Consider the following 16902-nt stretch of genomic DNA (forward strand, 5'->3'; position numbering starts at 1 on the left):
TTTCGACGCAGTGAATCGCAGCTCGCAAAATCCCGCCATCCCGCACGACGTGCCGTCGTGCGGACCCTTCATTTGGGCCCTCGGCGGCTGTTCATTTCTGCAATATCTGGGGCAGGGTTTCGCCGCGGATGATTGGCTCGCGCGGCGCAAGGTAGGTGAGCCCGGCCGCCTGCGCGAGCTCGGCGATGGTGCCTTTGGCCTGCAGGCTCGCGAGCGCCTTGTTGACGTCGTCGAGCAGCGCGGGATCGCTCGCAAGCCCGACATAGCCGCGATTGGCGCCGACCGGATAGTAATATCCACTTGCCGCAAGCTTGCCGTCGGGATGCGCGGCGCGATAGGCGTCGAGCCTTCGGAGGTCGACCAGGGTCGCGTCGTACTCGCCGCGATCGAGCGAGCCGAGCAGGTGGCTGCGGCCCGGCACCAGATGGGTGATGCTGTCGATCAGCCGGCCGTTGCCGAAATTCATCAGGATGGCGTCGCCGAGCGTGCCGCTTTCGATCGCAATGCGAAGGCCGGCGAGGTCGCCAATATCCGCCACGTGGCGGTCGCGCGCCTTTGCACCCAGCACGATGGTGAGCGCCGAATAGACATAGGGCCGGCTCGGCGTCAGCACGCCGAGTGGAACGCGACGCTTGCGGTCGTCGATGGTCGCACCGGCGAAGTCGGGGAGCTTGGCTGTCTTCACGCCGGGCACGACAAGGGAATCTTTGGTCAGCACATAGCTGCCGACCAGTGCACAGTGCCCGGCCGACAGCAACGCGTTGGCCTCGAGCGCAGGGCTCGAATCCTCGTCCAGCTTGCTTTCGAACCACTGGATCTGGAGCGGCCTGCCGAGCTCCTTCGCCACGTCCTCCGCCAACGCGACATCGAATCCGCTGCCCGGCTTTCCTCGATGGTGCAGCGAGAGCGGCGGCAGGTCCTCGTTGAGGCAGACCTTCAACGCCGCGTCGGCGGCGGCCGCCGTTCCTGCGCCTGCGACAAGCACGACTAGCATTGCACCGGCATGGATCAGGGCAAGGGCGCCTCTCATGGCTTCCTCTGGCTTGAGATATAGGCCCACAGGCCTTCGATCTGATCGTCGCTCAGAAGGTCGCCCCATGGCGGCATCCGGTTGTTTCGTCCGTTCTTCACCGTGGTGAAAAACAGCGCCTTGTCGCCGGAAAAGCGGCGCAGGTCGGGTACCACCGCGCCGGAATTGACCATGTTGAAACCATGGCAATGCGAGCAATTCTCGGCATAGGTGTGTTTACCCTGGTCGATCCTCGCGGGATCGGCGTCCGCATTTTGCGCGGTTGCGCGCTCCGTCGCGAGCAGCGCGATCAAGACCAGGGTGACGGCGGCAAAAACCGCCGCCGCCCAGCTTGCACGTCTTTCTGTCACCAGCGAACCGCTTACTTCTTGACCGCGAAAACCCAGAGCGATCCGCCGGTAGGCACCTGGGCGAGCCGTTCGTCGCCCGAGAACAGCGAGTAGACGCCGCCATAGCCGCTGGCGACCGCGACATATTGCACGCCGTCCTGCTGCCAGGTCACAGGCTGGCCCTCGATGCCGGAGCCGGTCTGGAACTGCCACAGCTTCTTGCCGTCCTTGGCATCATAGGCCTCGAACTCGCCGGTGAGCTTGCCCGTGAACACCACGCCGCCGGCGGTCGACAGCACGCCCGAGAAGCGCGGCATGTCACTGGGCACTTCCCATTTCGACTTGCCGGTCAGAGGATCGATCGCGGAGAGATGGCCGCGCGGTCCGGTGCCCCATTCCCAGAGGTCGGTCAGGTCCATGCCGACATACCATTCGCCTGCCTTGTAAGTCGCGGGCTCGGTCTTGTAGTGCCCGCCGAACGACAGCGTGTTGGCGTAGGCGAGACCGGTCTCCGGGTCGAACGACATCGGCTCCCAGTTCTTGCCGCCGAGGAGCGATGGGTACACCACGACCTTCTTGCCTTCGCGCGCGTCCTTGGAGACGTCGGTCTCGATCGGCCGGCCGGTCTTCATGTCGATGCGGGTGGCCCAGTTCACCTTCACATAGGGGTTGGCCGCGAGCAGCTTTCCGTTGGTCCGGTCGAGGACATAGAAGAAGCCGTTGCGGTTGGCATCCATCAGCACCTTGGTTGGCTTGCCGTCGACCTTGAGATCGGCCAGCACCATCTCGGCGACCGCGTCATAATCGAACGGGTTGTTCGGCGAGAACTGGTAGTACCACTTGATCTTGCCGGTTTTCGGATCGAGCGCGAGCACCGAGCAGGTGTAGAGATTGTCGCCCGGCCGTACCGCTGCGTTGAACGGCCCGGGGTTGCCGATGCCCCAATAGACGGTGTGGAGGTCGGGGTCATAGGAGCCGGTGATCCAGGTCGAGCCACCGCCGAACTTCCAGGTATCGCCCTTCCAGGTATCGCCACCCGGTTCGTCGGGGCTCGGGACCGTATAGGTGCGCCAGAGACGTTTGCCGGTTTCGGGGTCCCAGCCGTCGATGAAATCGCGGGTGCCGAACTCGGCCCCGGAGATGCCGGTCAGCACCACGCCGTCGGCAACCAGCGGCGCCATCGTCATCGAATAGCCTTCCTTGATATCGGCCACTTTCTGACGCCAGAGCTCCTTGCCGGTCTTCACGTCGAGCGCGATCACGTTGGCGTCGAGCGTCGTGCGGAACAGCTTGCCCTGGTAGATGGCCGCACCGCGGTTGATGATGCCGCAGCACACGATGCGCGGCGTCTCCGGCGGATATTCGACCTTGGTCTTCCAGATCTGCTTGCCGGTCTTGGCGTCAATCGCGATCGTGGCGTTGTTGGTCGTGATGTAGATGATGCCCTGGTATACCAGGGGTTGCGATTCCTCGCTGTGCTCGTCGGCGAAACTATAGTTCCACACCGGTACGAGATTCTTCGCGGTGTCGGTATTGATCTGCTTGAGCGGGCTGAACCGCTGCAGGCTGTAGCCCATGCCGTAATTGACGACATTGGACGTATCGGTTGCGCCCTTGACCAGTTGATCGGCCGTCTGGGCGCTGACGCTGAATGGAACGAGAGCAAAGCAGGCAGCCAACGCGACGCGTTTCATGTGTTCCCTCCCTGATGGTCTCTAGCGGACCTGACGCGCTAGGCTTGCAGAGAGAATTGCGTCGCGAGCGAGGCGAAACGCAGAAGGGATGGATGCGAAATCAAAAAGAGAAAATTTGTGTCGCCAAATTTTCGCCAAATGGAATTGTGCGGCGCGCGTTTGCCGCGCCGCATCTCCTGGCGCTCAGTTCGAGGCGCCGATCAGGCCGGGTCCGACATTGAGCGCGGCGGCAGGCGCCGGCGCAGGCTCAGGCATGCTCGCGAGCAGCGGCATGTCGGAATATTTCATCACGCCGGCGTCGTCGATGACGAACAGCGGGCGATAGTTGCGCAGGTTCACGTCCTCGACCATCGCCATGCGGCGGTTGTCGAGAATCAGCCAGTGCCCGTCGAGCCGCACAGCGGCGACCGCATGGCCCTCGTGCCGGAGCGTATCCATCATCACGACGATGCGCAGGTCTTCGGCCGCAATGCCTGCCATGCGCAGGGCGACATATTTCGCAATCGCATAATCCTCGCAATCGCCGGCACCGTGATAGAAGGTCACGAGCGGCGAGCTCCAGAAATCGATCACGCCATACTGGACGATATCTTCCACGGGACGGATCGCAAGGTTGATGGCGCGATTGATCTCGCCAAGGCGGGCGCGGCCCTCGCGCTGCCTGCCGGTGTCGACGATCGCAAGAAATTTCAGTGCGGCGTCGGAGACGCACCGCTCGCGGTCGCCGTCGCACAGCGCGAGCTGCACTCTTTCATCATCGAGCTTGTGGGCGACGCCTTGCCATTTCGTCAGCAGCCCGCCGCTATAGATCGGTGATGCCGCAAGCGCGAACGGCTCACCGGAATCAAGCGTGAGCGCAAGCGGCGCCGGCACAGTGAGCGGCTCGGCGGTCGCGCGCGGGACAAGAGCGAACCACGCCATGCCGCATGCGAGCAGTGCCGCGCGCCCCACGCGCGCGTGACCGAAAAGCCCCATCTGACGCCCCTTGTCCGGGCATCTCGTGAGGCGTGTTGCCTCGGACATGCGCCCGGATCGTTTCGCGGGCAATGATCGGAGGCTGGGCTTTTCTTCTGCTTAAGGCCGGCCCTGTGAGAGCGGAAAGCGGCCGGAAAGTGCGAAACAGGCTAAAGCCCGTCTCCACAGGTTCCAGACAATTTTACGGATCAGGTTCCCATGGATCCGTTTCCGGGCGTTCCAGGCGGGGCGGACCATGGTGTTGCGAGGCTGCCGCGAAGGCCAGAAAACTGCATGCGGCGGTTGCACCGGGCCGAATTTCCGCCCGATATAGCTAACGCGCCGGAAAGGACGGTTTTGTTATCTGGTTCGCAGTATTAGCGGAGGAAATGGCGCAATATCCCGCAAGCGAATGCAGTGATAGCATGTTTCAAGTATCAGCCGAAGCGTCTATACTTGAGTATACATCAAAAATATCCATTTAAACACCGTCAATACATGTCGGTGTCCCGCACATGGTAGCCGATATACCTTTGTGATCTATGGATTCGGTAGAAAACGAGCTGGAGGGCCAGACTTCCTGCCCGTCGTCACACAAGCAAGAGGCGGTTTCGCAATGCACTTTCCAATGATATGCAGGTTCCTTCGATAATTATTCAATAATTATTAACCATTTGTGGTGGGCTTTGAATTACGCGGGCAAATTCGACGCGTTTGCCTCTGAAGGACCGGCTGCGCATCCCCGCCATGCGTATGTCCACGTCGATTCCGCCCAGACCCACGCGCCGGCCAACGCGCTCATTGTTCCCGACGCCCAGCTTCTGTTCCATGCGGACTACTCCCGGTCGGGTGCTGATCTAATCCTTTCGAAGGATGACCATCGTTTCGTCCTGCATGACTACTTCAGCGGCGATAGGCGCGTCCCACTTGCGTCTCCTGATGGCGCGCATCTGACGACTGACATCATCAAGGCGCTGGTCGGCGAGGTCGATGTCGCCCAGGCGGGCGACGCGCCGGCCGCGAGCCATGTGATCGGCCACGTCACCAAGCTGCAGGGCTCGGCCACCGTCATCCGCAACGGTGTCTCGGTCATCCTCAACATGGGCGACAACGTCGAGAAGGGCGACGTGGTCCAGTCCGGCGCCAATTCGACACTGGGCATCACCTTCATCGACGGCACCGTGTTCGGCCTCGGCTCGAATGCGAGGATGGTGCTGAACGACATGGTCTATGACCCGCACGGGTCGAACAATTCCTCGTTGCTCAGCCTGGTGGCGGGCACCATCACCTTCGTCGCCGGTGAGACCGCCAAGCACGGCGACATGAAGGTCGATACGCCGGTCGCGACCATGGGCATCCGCGGCACCGCGGTGCTGGTCGAGATCGACTTCGACGTTCCCGGCCAGAACGGCACGCCGAATGCGAGCTTCCAGGTGCTGGTCGAGCCGGATGGCACCACCGGATCGTACATCCTGTTCGACAAGACGACGCTGCAGCCGATCGCGATCGTCAATCAGGCCGGCGAGCAGATCAACATCAACAACGGCGTCATCAGCCAGACCACGGTGCCGCTGTCGCCGGACATCCAGAAGCTCATCACCGACGTCTTCCAGCAGAAGTTCACGGACAACGACACCAACACCAAGACGACGTCGCCGACGAACGACACGCTCACCCCGCAGAACGGCCCGCTGATCAAGCTCGCCAACGGCACGACCGCGCAGCCGGTCTATGTCGTCACGGGCGCGCAGAACAATGCGCCGCCGCCGCCGTCGAGCAATCCGAGTCAGTCGTCGCCGCATGTCGACGGGCCGCCGCATCTCGACATCGTCAACCTGCAGGGCCTGCCGGCGACCCAGTACTTTTTCGCCGAAATACCCGGCAAGACCCACGATGCGGCGGACCCCGACACCGTCAAATTCACGGCCGTGTTCGACGACATCAACCGGGGCGATAATCCGACGGTCAGCGCCAGCTTCCACGGCTATTCCTACAAGAATGCGCAAGGGCAGGACGTCACCGCTTCGCTCTCCGCCCTGCAGCAGGCGGATATCGCACAGACGGCGATCAAGCTCGCCATCGACCCCGCTGCCGGCAACAGCAACGCCGGCACCGTCAGCTTGACCTACAGTCTCGCCGACAGCAATTTCGATTTCCTGGCGGCGGGCGAGCAGCTCACGCTGACCTACGACATCACGGTCAACAACAACTACGGGCCGAATCCCGAATCGAAGACCGTCGAGGTCACGATCACGATCGTCGGCACCAACGACGCGCCCGTCATCACCACGGCGGCCCCCACCATCGACTTCGCGGCCGGCACCAGCACGCCCGGCGGCACCCTGCAAAGCAAGAATCCGACCTCGGGCACGCTGAACTTCAACGATGTCGACCTGACCGACACCCATACCGTCGCGACCAAGCTCGTGGCAGCGGTGATGTCGAACGGCGGCACGATACCGCCCCTGCCGGAGAAGCTGTTCGAGAACGCGCTGTCGGCTTCGATCGGGACCGACAGCACCGGCACCGGCAATGGCGTCATCGACTGGCAGCTCGCTCCGTTGCCGGTCTATATCGCGGACTTCATCCCCAAGGGACAATCGGTCACGCTGACCTATGACGTCACGGTGACGGATTCGCAGGGCGCGGTCTCGACGCAGACAGTCACGGTCACTATCACCGGCACCGACAATGCGGCGGTGGTCTGGGTCGATACCGGCGCGGGCGGCGGATCGTGGAACGACGCCGCGAACTGGGGAACCGGCGCGGTGCCGACGGCGAGTGACGATGCGATCATCATCACCAACCAGCTCCTCGGCCTGACTCCGTCCTATCCGGTGACGGTCGATCATGACGCCGCCGCGCACTCGCTCACGCTGAACGATTTCGGCAGTTCGCCGCCGACGCTGATCAACGACGCGACGCTCGCCATCGGCGCCGGTGGCCTCAATGTCTCCGCCGACTCGATCATCGAGAACCAGGGCACCCTGACGGTCGCCGGCGCGGCGGAGTTCTCCGGGACAAGCGAGCTGCAAAATTCAGGAGCGTTCAACGTTTCCGGCGCGCTTCAGTTCGCCGATCACAGCGTGCTGCAGAACTCCGGATCTGTGCAGCTCGGTGCAGGCGGCGACTTCAAGGGTTCTGCCAGTATCACCAATAGTGTGGGCGGGACGATCACCGTCGCGGGCGCGGCAGAGTTCGTCGATAACAGCATGCTGCAAAACTCGGGATTGCTGCTCCTCGACAACGGCGGCGACTTCAGGGATTTTGCCAGCATCACCAATAGCGCGAGCGGCACCATCGAGGTCGCCGGCGGCACGCTCAATCTCCTCGTTGATATCGCCAATCAATACGGGCACGTCACGGTCGATGCGGGCGCGACGCTTTCGCTTGCGACCGAGGACGTCAGCGCTGGCAACAACAACTATTTCTTCGCCGGCGAAATCGACGGCGGGACGGTCACCATCCTTGGGACGCTGGAATTTCAAGAAGACGGCGACGCTCTTCAGAACGGCACGCTCATAAATTCGGGCCTGATCGAGTCTTTCAGCTTCCAAGATGCTCTCATCAACGAGACTGTAACCAACAACAACAAGATCGAGGTCGCCTCGGACGCCAGGCTTTGGCTGGAGGGAAGCACGGTAACCGGCGCGGGCACGATCGAGAGCGACGATGCGGGGACGCTGGTGGTGCAGGGCACCACCATCGACGGCGGTACGATCACCAACGACAGCGGCGGTACCCTTTGGTTCGCCGGAGGCGCCGATCTGAAAGACGGTTCGATCGGCAACTCCGGCCTGCTGCAGGTCGACGGTTACCACAACTCGCTCGATAACGAGGCAGTCAACAACGGCGATACAATAGAGATTCAATCCGGTGGCGCGTTGACGATTGACCAGGGCTCAATCGTCACGAACGACGGGACAATCCAGATCGATCAAGGGCCCTTCTACGGCACCTTGACCGTGAATGGCGCCACGGTCGACGGCGGCTCGATCACTGCTGATGGATTCCTTTTCCTCACCGGTTCGGCGGTGTTGAAGAACGGCTCATTGCAATTCGCAAATCCCGCCACCGGTTTCGTCCAAGGTCTCGGCAACGCCCTGCACAATGAGAAGGTGAGCGGTGGGAGCTTCGCTCTCGCTTCGGGTACCGAACTCACGATCGATCAGGGATCGGACGTCAAGGACTCCGAACTGTCGCTCAATACGGCGACGCTCACGCTGAACGATGCGACGGCCGAGAATACGACGATCGCCAATGACGCGAGCGGCGGCACCGTTGATTTGACCGGCCAGGTGCTGTTGCAAGGCGGCGCGATCGTCAATGCTCTCAACTTCGATGTCTCCGGCACCCAAAATACGCTGGATGGCGAAAGCATAAGTAACCTGCTTTCCGGCGTGATGGAGATCAACGGCGACCTGACGCTGAAGAACAACAGCAGCATCACCAACGAGGGCGCGGCCAATACCGAGACTGTGGAGAGCACCGGCACGCTGACGCTGAACAACGCCACCATAACCGGCGGCATCGTCACCAACCATGGGACAATCGACTCGACCGGCGGTGGCGCTATCGACAACGCCAATATCACCAATACCAGCATGATCGAATCGACCGCCGGCATCGTGACGATCGATCCGGACGCACAGACCTTCACGCTGACCAATTCCGGCACGGTGCAAGCCAATGGCGGCGAGCTCGATATCACGGGCGAGCAGATCACCAACACCGATGCGCTGAACGCCGTCAACGGCGGCACTCTGAAGCTCTCTGACCTGACCGTGACCAATACGGACGGCACGGTGACCGTCGGTCACAATTCGACGCTCGATCTTGCGTCCGCCGGCATTACCGGCGGCGATGTGAGCAACTCGGGCACGCTCGACCACGTGACGGGCACCGATACGATCACGGCCGACATCACCAATACCGGCACGTTCGAAGTCACCGGCGGCACGCTGACCATCGGTGCGCAGAGCAAGATTGCCAACGACGGCAACGTGCAGGCCAGTGGCGGCGGCACCTTTGAGATAGACGGCAGCATCGACAATGCCGGCACGATCGCCGCCAATGGCGGCATCATCAATATCGCCGGCGCGGTCTGCGGCACAGGCTCCGCCACGATCGCGAGCGGCGGGATCCTGCACTTCAGCTCGACTGTCGCCGCGACGCAGACCGTGACCTTCGAGGATGCGACCGGCGCGCTCGCCGTTGCCGACACGGCCGACTTCCAGGCCACGATCGATCACTTCGGCGCAGGCAACACGATCGACCTGACCGGGATCAGCTTCACGGCGGGCGAGCACGCGGTCTGGACGCAGGGGACGGGCGCGAATGCGGGCGGCGGCACGCTCACGATCTATGACGCCGACGGAAACGCGGAAGCCTCGCTCAATCTGCACGGCACCTACACCACCAACAATTTCACGCTGGCGAGCGACGGTGCTGGCACGCCCGGCACCGATATTCAGTTCACGACGGCGAGTCCGGCGGCCCCCACTGTAACCATCCAGGCGCTGACGCCGAACGGCCTGGACCTCTCTCACCAGGATGTGCTGGCGGAGATGGGCGCCGGGACGGTTCAGGACGACGGCAGCTCCACTACATTCACGGTGGTCGACAGCGCCGATCATGTTCAGTTCGTGATCAACGGCACCGGTCTTACCTTCGACGGCACGACCGTCACCGGCGGCACCATCACGTCCTTTGAGGAATTGACGACCGACCCGACGCCGGTGGCGCTGGGAAATTTCACGGGCTTTTCGGTCAACGCCGCGACCTGGGTGTCGGACGTGCAACAGGACGCCGCCGGCAACAAGACGCCAATCAATACCGTGCTCGGCACCTACTCCTTTGACTTCATCGGCGGTCCGGGCAATGACAGCGTCGGCCTGCCGCCTGCACCGGCCGGCAGCCACGATTCGATAACCGGCGGCGGCGGCAACGACACCTTCTACTATCAGCAAGGCGATGGCGCGCTCGTCATTACCGATTTCGACCAGGGCGGTGGTTCCTTCAATGCAAGCGAAGATACCCTCGTCCTGAGCGGTTTCAGCGGCCAGCCGACCTTTACCTATGCGAATGGCAACACGATCGCGGATTTTGGCAATGGCGATGTCCTGACGCTGCTCGGCATCACGCAACAAGAAGCCGCGTTGATCAATATCCAAAGCAACAACGGCAGCGGCAACAACAACGGGCCGGTCATCGGTGATGCCAACAACTCCGTGACCTACCAGGGAACGCCGGTCCTCATCGATCCGTCAGTTACGCTCTCGGATCCCGAGGCCACCGTCTCGAGCGTCAACGTGTGGATTTCACATGGGTCCCAGGCCGGCGACGAACTGACGATCAACGGCAATCTCGACGGAGAGATCACCAACGCCGACGGCAGCATCATCCACTACCATTTCGATAATAGCCCCGGCACCAACAACGGCCAGGGCCCCGGGATTTTCCTGTCGAACATCGGGACCACCGCGGCAACGACCGCTGATTTCCAGGCGGCGTTGCAACTCATTCAATTTTCCAGCACGAGCAACGACCCGACCGCGGGCGGCAGCGACAACAGCCGGACCATTACCTGGGCCGCGTACGACAACACCAATTTCAGCCCGATCGTCACCACGACGGTCAATCTCAATGCGTTAGGCGTGACGGTCAACCATGTCCTGACCTTCACCACGCTCGACGATCCCGGCACGTTCAACACCCAGCCTGGCGGCATCAACGACGCCGGCATCATCGTCGGCGGCTCGGCCGCCGATGCCAATCACCAGATCGCCTGGGAATACGTTGATGGTGCCTTCATCCAGATGGGCGCCTCGCTCGAAGCGCAGGACGTGACCGCTCACGCCATCAACAACAATGACATCATCGTTGGCGACTTCTCGCCAGTTCGTTCGACGCCGCGCTACGGCTTCATCGACGGCAACGGCACGTTCACCACGGTCACGTCGGACTCGCCAGGTCAGAGCACCAACGCCAACGGCATCAACGATCACGGCGTGGTGGTGGGCTCTGACTATCTTCACAGCGGCGCGCGTTACACCGGCTACATCTATAGCGACGGGGCCTTCACCTATTTCAATGTCCCGGGTACCGACAACCCGAATGGCGATACCTTCGCCGACGGCATCAACAACGAGGGCCTGGTCGTTGGCAGCTACAATCCGGACGCCACCAACGCGAACGGATACCATGGCTTCGTCTACGACTCCGTCCACGGCACCTTCACCGATATCTCCGATCCGCTCGGGGTGAAGGGCACCTTCGCGTCGGCGATCAACGACCATGGCCAGGTGGTCGGCTGGTATGTCGACGCCAACGGCGTCGATCACGGCTTCATCGAGAGCGGCGGCATCTACACCACCATCGACGATCCGCTGGGGGTGAAGGGCACGGTCGTGACCGGCATCAACAATTCCGACCAGATCGTCGGATACACCGTCGATGCGAACGGCAACGACCACGGCTTCGAGACCACTTACAGCACAACGGTCACGGCGGAAGACACGCCGCTGGTATTGAATTCGGTGAATGTGTCGGATGCGGCCGCCGGCGACAACACGATAAAGGTGCAACTCGCCGTTGCGCACGGGACCCTGGCGCTGAACAATTCGAATGGCGTCTCGGTCTTGTTCGACGACAGCCACGACACCATGACGCTGACGGGCTCGACCGCCGCCATCGATGCGGCGCTGGGCAAGGGCATGGTCTACACGCCGGACAACGGATTTACCGGCAATGACACGTTGACGGTCACGGCCAACGACGAGGGCCACAATTCCACCGGTACGCCGCAGACCACGACCCAAACGCTGGATCTGACGGTCCACGGTGGTCCAGTGATCGAGACCGACAAGCTCGTCGTCACGCAGAACGACGATGACCATCACACCACCACGGTCACGGGGCTACAGATCAACGATTCCGATGCCGCGGCGTCGACGGAAACCTTCACGTTGTCGGCCACGACCGAAGCCTCCGACAGCCACGTCACGCCGTCTACCGAGACCGGCAGCCTCTCGCAGCTCAATTCGGCGCTCGATTCGATTACCTACGATCCCGGCGCAAACCGGCCGGCGACCGACATGGTCACTCTCACGGTCACCGACCAGTCCGGTGCCACCGACACCGTTCATTTCGTCTTCAACGAGGGCGACAGCGATACGGGCAATGTGACCCTTACCGGAACCATCGGCAACGACGTCATCTTCGCAACCGGGGGCTCGGATACGCTGACCGGCAACGGTGGCATCGATCAGTTCGTGTTCAAGCCGTCGATGCCGGATGCGAACACGACGACGGAGCACACGATCACCGACTTCGATGTCAACCACGACACCATCGATCTCAGGCAATTCGTCAACGTCGGCTCATGGACCGATGTGACCGCAACAGCCCAGCAGCAGGGCTCCGACACGCTATTGACCCTGGACAACCATGAAACTCTGTTGCTGAAGAACGTCCTCGCCACCAATCTGCATGCGAGCGATTTCATCGTCACCCCGCACACCGGCTAGCAGCCGGAGCTGAGCCGCCGATCGGGGGCGGTTCGACCGTCGCGGCAGGCTCCATTCAGAGCTTTGACGCGCGGAAAATTTCCGTAATGTAGGGTGGCCACAGGAAGTGAAGCGCGAGCGGCGGCGCGTGAACCGGAAATCTGAAAGAGCATGAAACGGCTTCGATTGTTGTGGCGGTGGTTCACGCGGAAATTCGGCATCGCGCGCGTGCTCTGCCTCCTCATGCTCATAGGCTTTGCCGTCTTGCGCCTGCTCGATCCGGCGCCGATCCGGGAGATCCGCACCCGCACCTTCGACATCTTCCAGCTCGTCGATCCCAGGGTGAAGAAGATCAAGCCGGTCACCATCGTCGACATCGACGAGAAGAGCCTCGCCAAGCTCGGCCAGTGGCCGTGGCCGCGAACCACGATCGCGGACCTCGTCACCAACCTGACCAATCTCGGCGCCGTCGTCATCGGCTTCGACGTGGTGTTCTCCGAGCCCGACCGGCTCAACCCGGACGTCGCCGCGCGCACCATGCGCTATCTCGATGAGGCGACCAGGAGCAAGCTCCGCGACTTGCCGAGCAACGACAAGGTTCTGGCCGACGCCATCAGGCACTCGCGCGTGGTGCTGGGCGAGACCGGGATGCCGGACGTGAGGCTGGAATCCGACGAGTCGCTGCCGTTCACCCCCTTTGCGACACTCGGCAGGGAGATCGACCCGCTCTTGTTCCTGCATCAGTTTCCGGGGCTCTTGCGCAACGTTCCAGTGATCGAGACGGCTGCGGCCGGCCGCGGCCTGATCACCATCGTGCCGGAGCGCGACGGCATCGTCCGGCGGGTGCCGATGGTGCTGCGGGCGCAGGGCCACACCATGCCCTCGCTGAGCCTGGAAATCCTGCGCGTCGTCACCGGCACGTCGACCATTCTGCTCAGATCCGGTGATGCCGGTATCAAGAGCATCAGGCTCGGGCGGCTGGAGATTCCCACCGACAGCCATGGTCAGCTCTGGGTCCATTTCGCCCGCCAGGACCGCGCCCATTCGATCTATGTGTCGGCCGCCGACGTTCTCGACAACACCGTGCCGGCCGACAGGATCAAGGGCAAGCTGGTGCTGATCGGCACCAGCGCGGCCATGCTGAACGACATCAAGACCACGCCGGTCTCGCCGGCGATGCCGGGCGTCGAGATCCATGCCCAGATTCTCGAAAGCGCGCTGACCGGCGGCTTCGTGTCGGAGCCAAGCTATGGTATGGCGCTCGAGTTTTTCGCGGCCCTCCTGGCCGGCGTCTTCATCATCGCATTCGCGCCGAATATGGGGCCGGCCCGGCTCGCCGGCGTCGGCGCGCTGTTTGCGACCCTGCTGATCGGCACATCCTGGTATGTCTATCAATATCATCGCCTGCTCATCGACTTCACTTATCCGTTGATGTCGACCACGGCGATCTACCTCACGCTGATCTTCTCGAGCTTCGTGCGCGAGCAGGCGCAGCGGCGCCAGATCCGTTCCGCCTTCGGCCAATACCTGTCGCCGGCCTTTGTCGAGCAGCTTGCGCAGTCGCCGGAGAAGCTCAAGCTCGGCGGCGAGCAGCGCGAGATGACGATCATGTTCTCGGACATGCGCGGCTTCACCTCGATCTCCGAGACCTACAAGGATGATCCGCAGGGCCTGACTGCGCTGATGAACCGCTTCCTGACGCCGCTGACCAAGGCGATCCTGGCGCGCAAGGGCACCATCGACAAATATATGGGCGACGCGGTCATGGCATTCTGGAACGCGCCGCTCGACGACAAGGAGCATCAGATCAACGCCTGCAATGCGGCGATCGACATGCTCGAGCAGATGGAGGAGCTCAACAAGGTCCGCGCCGAGGAGGCGAAAGAGGGCGGCCACGCCTACGTGCCGCTCAACATCGGCGTCGGCCTCAACACCGGCCATTGCGTGGTCGGCAATATGGGCTCCGACACGCGCTTCAACTACTCGGTGTTCGGCGACAGCGTCAATCTCGCCTCGCGTCTCGAAGGGCAGACCAAGGAATACGGTTTTCCGATCATCGTCGGCTCGAAGACCGCGCTCGCGGTCAAGGATCATTTCGCGATCCTCGAGCTCGACTTCATCATGGTGAAGGGCAAGACGGAGCCCGAGGTCATCTACGCGATCGGTGGGCGCGAGGATGTGGCGCTGTCCGAGCGGTTCCAGCGCCTGCGCAACCTCACCATCGAGATGCTGGCCTGCTACCGCAGCCGCGACTGGGACGGCGCGCTGGCGGCGATCGAGCGCGGCCGCAAGACCGACGAGGCGCATGCACTGGAGTATCTCTACAACCTCTACGAGGAGCGAATCCAGGCCTACAAGGAGAATCCGCCGCCGGAGGACTGGAACGGGGCCTATCAATTGCTGACGAAGTGATTGATGTTCGTCATGCGCGGGCTTGACCCGCGCATCCATCAATAAGAAAGCTCTAGCGAAGTTGATGGATTGCCGGGCCTTCGCCGCGCCGAAGGGGCTTCGGCCCCGCAGGCGGGTCAAGCCCGGCAATGACGGTAGAACTTAGCGGGAGTGAAGCGGCATGAGTGGACCGGGTCCGAAAGAGGTGAAGGCCATCGCCGACGCGGCTGGTGTGCCGGTCGACGCTGACGTGGCGACGCGTATCGCCAATGCCGTCGGGCCGGCCTTCGAGGGCTTTGCGCCGATCGCCGGCACCTTGCCATTCGATCTCGAGCCCGCGAGCTTCCTGCTCGCCCAAGTCTTGAACAACCTTGCCGTGAAGGTGTCGCGATGAGCACCGAGCCGGCCCTGATGTCGCTCGCCGCCGTTGCCAAGGCGATCGCGGCAAAACAGGTTTCCTCCCGTGAGGTGACGCGATCCTGCCTGCAACGGATCGCGCAGTGGCAAGCGAAGCTCAACGCCTTCATGACGGTCGAAGCCGAGAGCGCGCTGAAGGCCGCCGACGCGGCCGACGCCGCGCTCGCGAGGAGCGAAAATCGTGGTGTCCTGCACGGCGTGCCGCTGGCGCACAAGGATATGTATTACGACGCGGGCCACGTCGTGACCTGCGGCTCGCTGATCCGCCGCGATTTCGTGGCGACCTCGACCTCGACCGCGCTGCAGCGGCTGAAGGACGCGGGCACGGTCCGCCTCGGCTCGCTGCAGATGGTGGAATTCGCCTACGGTCCGACCGGTCACAACTATCACCACGGCGCGGTGCATAATCCCTGGAAGTCCGGCCACATCACCGGCGGCTCGTCATCGGGCTCGGGCTCGGCGGTCGCCGCGCGGCTGACCTTCGCCGCTCTCGGCTCGGATACCGGCGGCTCGATCCGCTTGCCGGCGCATTTCTGCGGCGTCACCGGACTGAAAGTCACCTACGGCCGCATCTCGCGCGCCGGCGCGATGCCGCTGTCGCAATCGCTCGATACGGTCGGTCCGCTCGCGCGTACGGCGGAGGATTGTGCGCTGCTGCTCGGCCTGATGGCGGGCGCGGACCCTGAGGATCCGACCGCGAGCACTTTGCCGGTGCCGGACTATTTGGCGGCGACCACGGCTTCGCTGAAGGGACTGAGAATCGGCGTGCCGACCGCATTCTATGTCGATGATCTCGATGCCGACGTCGCCAAGGCTCTGGACGATACGGTCGCCGTGCTCAAGCGCGAAGGCGCCGATATCGTCAAGGTCGAGCTGCGCGACCAGCGCCAGCTCACCGCCGCCTGCCAGCTCGTGATCGCGGTGGAAGCCGCCGCCTTTCACAAGCGCTGGCTGATCGAGCGGCCGCAGGATTACGGCCCGCAGGTCTTGATGCGGCTGCAGAACGGGCTTGCGATTCCCGCCGTGCTCTATCTCGAGGCGATGCGCTGGCGCGGGCCGGCGCTGGCTGCCCATGTCGCGGCGACCAGCAGCGTCGATGCGGTGCTGGCGCCGGTCGCGCCCGTCGCCGCGCCGACCATCGCCGACAGCGATGTCGGCAACAGCTCCAACGCGGAAGCGGTGATCCAGCGCCTGACGCGCTTCACCCGGCCGATCAACTATCTCGGCCTGCCGTCGCTATCGATTCCGTCCGGCTTCAACGCGATCGGACTTCCGATCGGCATGCAGCTCATCGGCCGCTCCTTCGACGAGGCGACCTTGCTCACCATCGGCGCCGCATTCCAGCGCGCCACCGATTTCCATGAACGAGTTCCGCCCGCGGCATGATCCAAGCCTCATCGAGGTGGTCGCAACCAGGTAAACCGCGCGAAGTTTGCCCCGACTGTCATTGCCGGGCTTGACCCACGGCTGTCCGGTTTAGCTTTGGCATAGGCTGAGGCTCATCTGTCGCTGATCTTTGATGATTGGCGGAGGCGGATCGAGGAGGCGATCGATCCGCCGTCGCTGCATGAGGTTTTGAG

Annotated in this window: 8 protein-coding genes; 4 read left to right on the plus strand and 4 right to left on the minus strand. The window is 62.8% G+C overall.

The window, feature by feature from the left end:
* Window positions 1–91 precede the first annotated feature (91 nt).
* The 4 genes from VKR55_RS22140 to VKR55_RS22155 all read right to left on the minus strand — a co-directional run bounded on the left by VKR55_RS22140 (window position 92) and on the right by VKR55_RS22155 (window position 4028).
* On the minus strand, window positions 92–1030 hold the full coding sequence (locus VKR55_RS22140) for a substrate-binding periplasmic protein (RefSeq protein WP_324406635.1): 939 nt from the start codon (window positions 1028–1030) through the stop codon (window positions 92–94).
* Window positions 1027–1380, minus strand: a complete 354-nt coding sequence (locus VKR55_RS22145) for a c-type cytochrome (RefSeq protein ID WP_324406636.1) — start codon at window positions 1378–1380, stop codon at window positions 1027–1029. Before VKR55_RS22145 ends, VKR55_RS22140 begins: the two co-directional genes overlap by 4 nt.
* A gap of 11 nt (window positions 1381–1391) precedes the next feature.
* Window positions 1392–3053, minus strand: a complete 1662-nt coding sequence (locus VKR55_RS22150; RefSeq protein ID WP_324406638.1) for a methanol/ethanol family PQQ-dependent dehydrogenase — start codon at window positions 3051–3053, stop codon at window positions 1392–1394.
* A gap of 183 nt (window positions 3054–3236) precedes the next feature.
* Window positions 3237–4028: a transglutaminase-like cysteine peptidase gene (locus VKR55_RS22155; RefSeq protein WP_414642412.1), complete on the minus strand. Its 792-nt coding sequence runs from the start codon at window positions 4026–4028 to the stop codon at window positions 3237–3239.
* A 665-nt stretch (window positions 4029–4693) separates the two neighbouring features.
* On the opposite strand from VKR55_RS22155, the gene VKR55_RS22160 reads away from it, so the two are divergent.
* From VKR55_RS22160 to VKR55_RS22175, 4 genes are all read left to right on the plus strand, one after another.
* Window positions 4694–12535, plus strand: coding sequence for a FecR domain-containing protein (locus VKR55_RS22160; protein ID WP_324406642.1), 7842 nt, complete (start codon window positions 4694–4696; stop codon window positions 12533–12535).
* 150 nt (window positions 12536–12685) lie between these two features.
* Entirely contained in the window at window positions 12686–14926 is a 2241-nt protein-coding gene (locus VKR55_RS22165; protein WP_324406644.1) for a CHASE2 domain-containing protein, read from the plus strand.
* Between the two features lie 160 nt (window positions 14927–15086).
* The gene (locus VKR55_RS22170; RefSeq protein WP_324406646.1) at window positions 15087–15299 is read left to right on the plus strand and encodes a hypothetical protein; all 213 of its coding nucleotides are present in this window, start codon (window positions 15087–15089) and stop codon (window positions 15297–15299) included.
* Window positions 15296–16708, plus strand: coding sequence for an amidase (locus VKR55_RS22175; RefSeq protein WP_324406647.1), 1413 nt, complete (start codon window positions 15296–15298; stop codon window positions 16706–16708). The genes VKR55_RS22170 and VKR55_RS22175 overlap by 4 nt, the downstream gene beginning before the upstream one ends.
* Window positions 16709–16902 lie beyond the last annotated feature (194 nt).

The organism is Bradyrhizobium sp. (genome assembly GCF_035309285.1).
Taxonomy (GTDB): Bacteria; Pseudomonadota; Alphaproteobacteria; order Rhizobiales; family Xanthobacteraceae; genus Bradyrhizobium.

Excerpts from the sequence above, each read along its gene's own strand:
- VKR55_RS22150 (WP_324406638.1), bottom strand. The coding sequence starts at position 3,053 with ATGAAACGCGTCGCGTTGGCTGCCTGCTTTGCTCTCGTTCCATTCAGC.
- VKR55_RS22175 (WP_324406647.1), top strand. The coding sequence starts at position 15,296 with ATGAGCACCGAGCCGGCCCTGATGTCGCTCGCCGCCGTTGCCAAGGCG.
- VKR55_RS22155 (WP_414642412.1), bottom strand. The coding sequence starts at position 4,028 with ATGGGGCTTTTCGGTCACGCGCGCGTGGGGCGCGCGGCACTGCTCGCA.
- VKR55_RS22165 (WP_324406644.1), top strand. The coding sequence starts at position 12,686 with ATGAAACGGCTTCGATTGTTGTGGCGGTGGTTCACGCGGAAATTCGGC.
- VKR55_RS22140 (WP_324406635.1), bottom strand. The coding sequence starts at position 1,030 with ATGAGAGGCGCCCTTGCCCTGATCCATGCCGGTGCAATGCTAGTCGTG.
- VKR55_RS22170 (WP_324406646.1), top strand. The coding sequence starts at position 15,087 with ATGAGTGGACCGGGTCCGAAAGAGGTGAAGGCCATCGCCGACGCGGCT.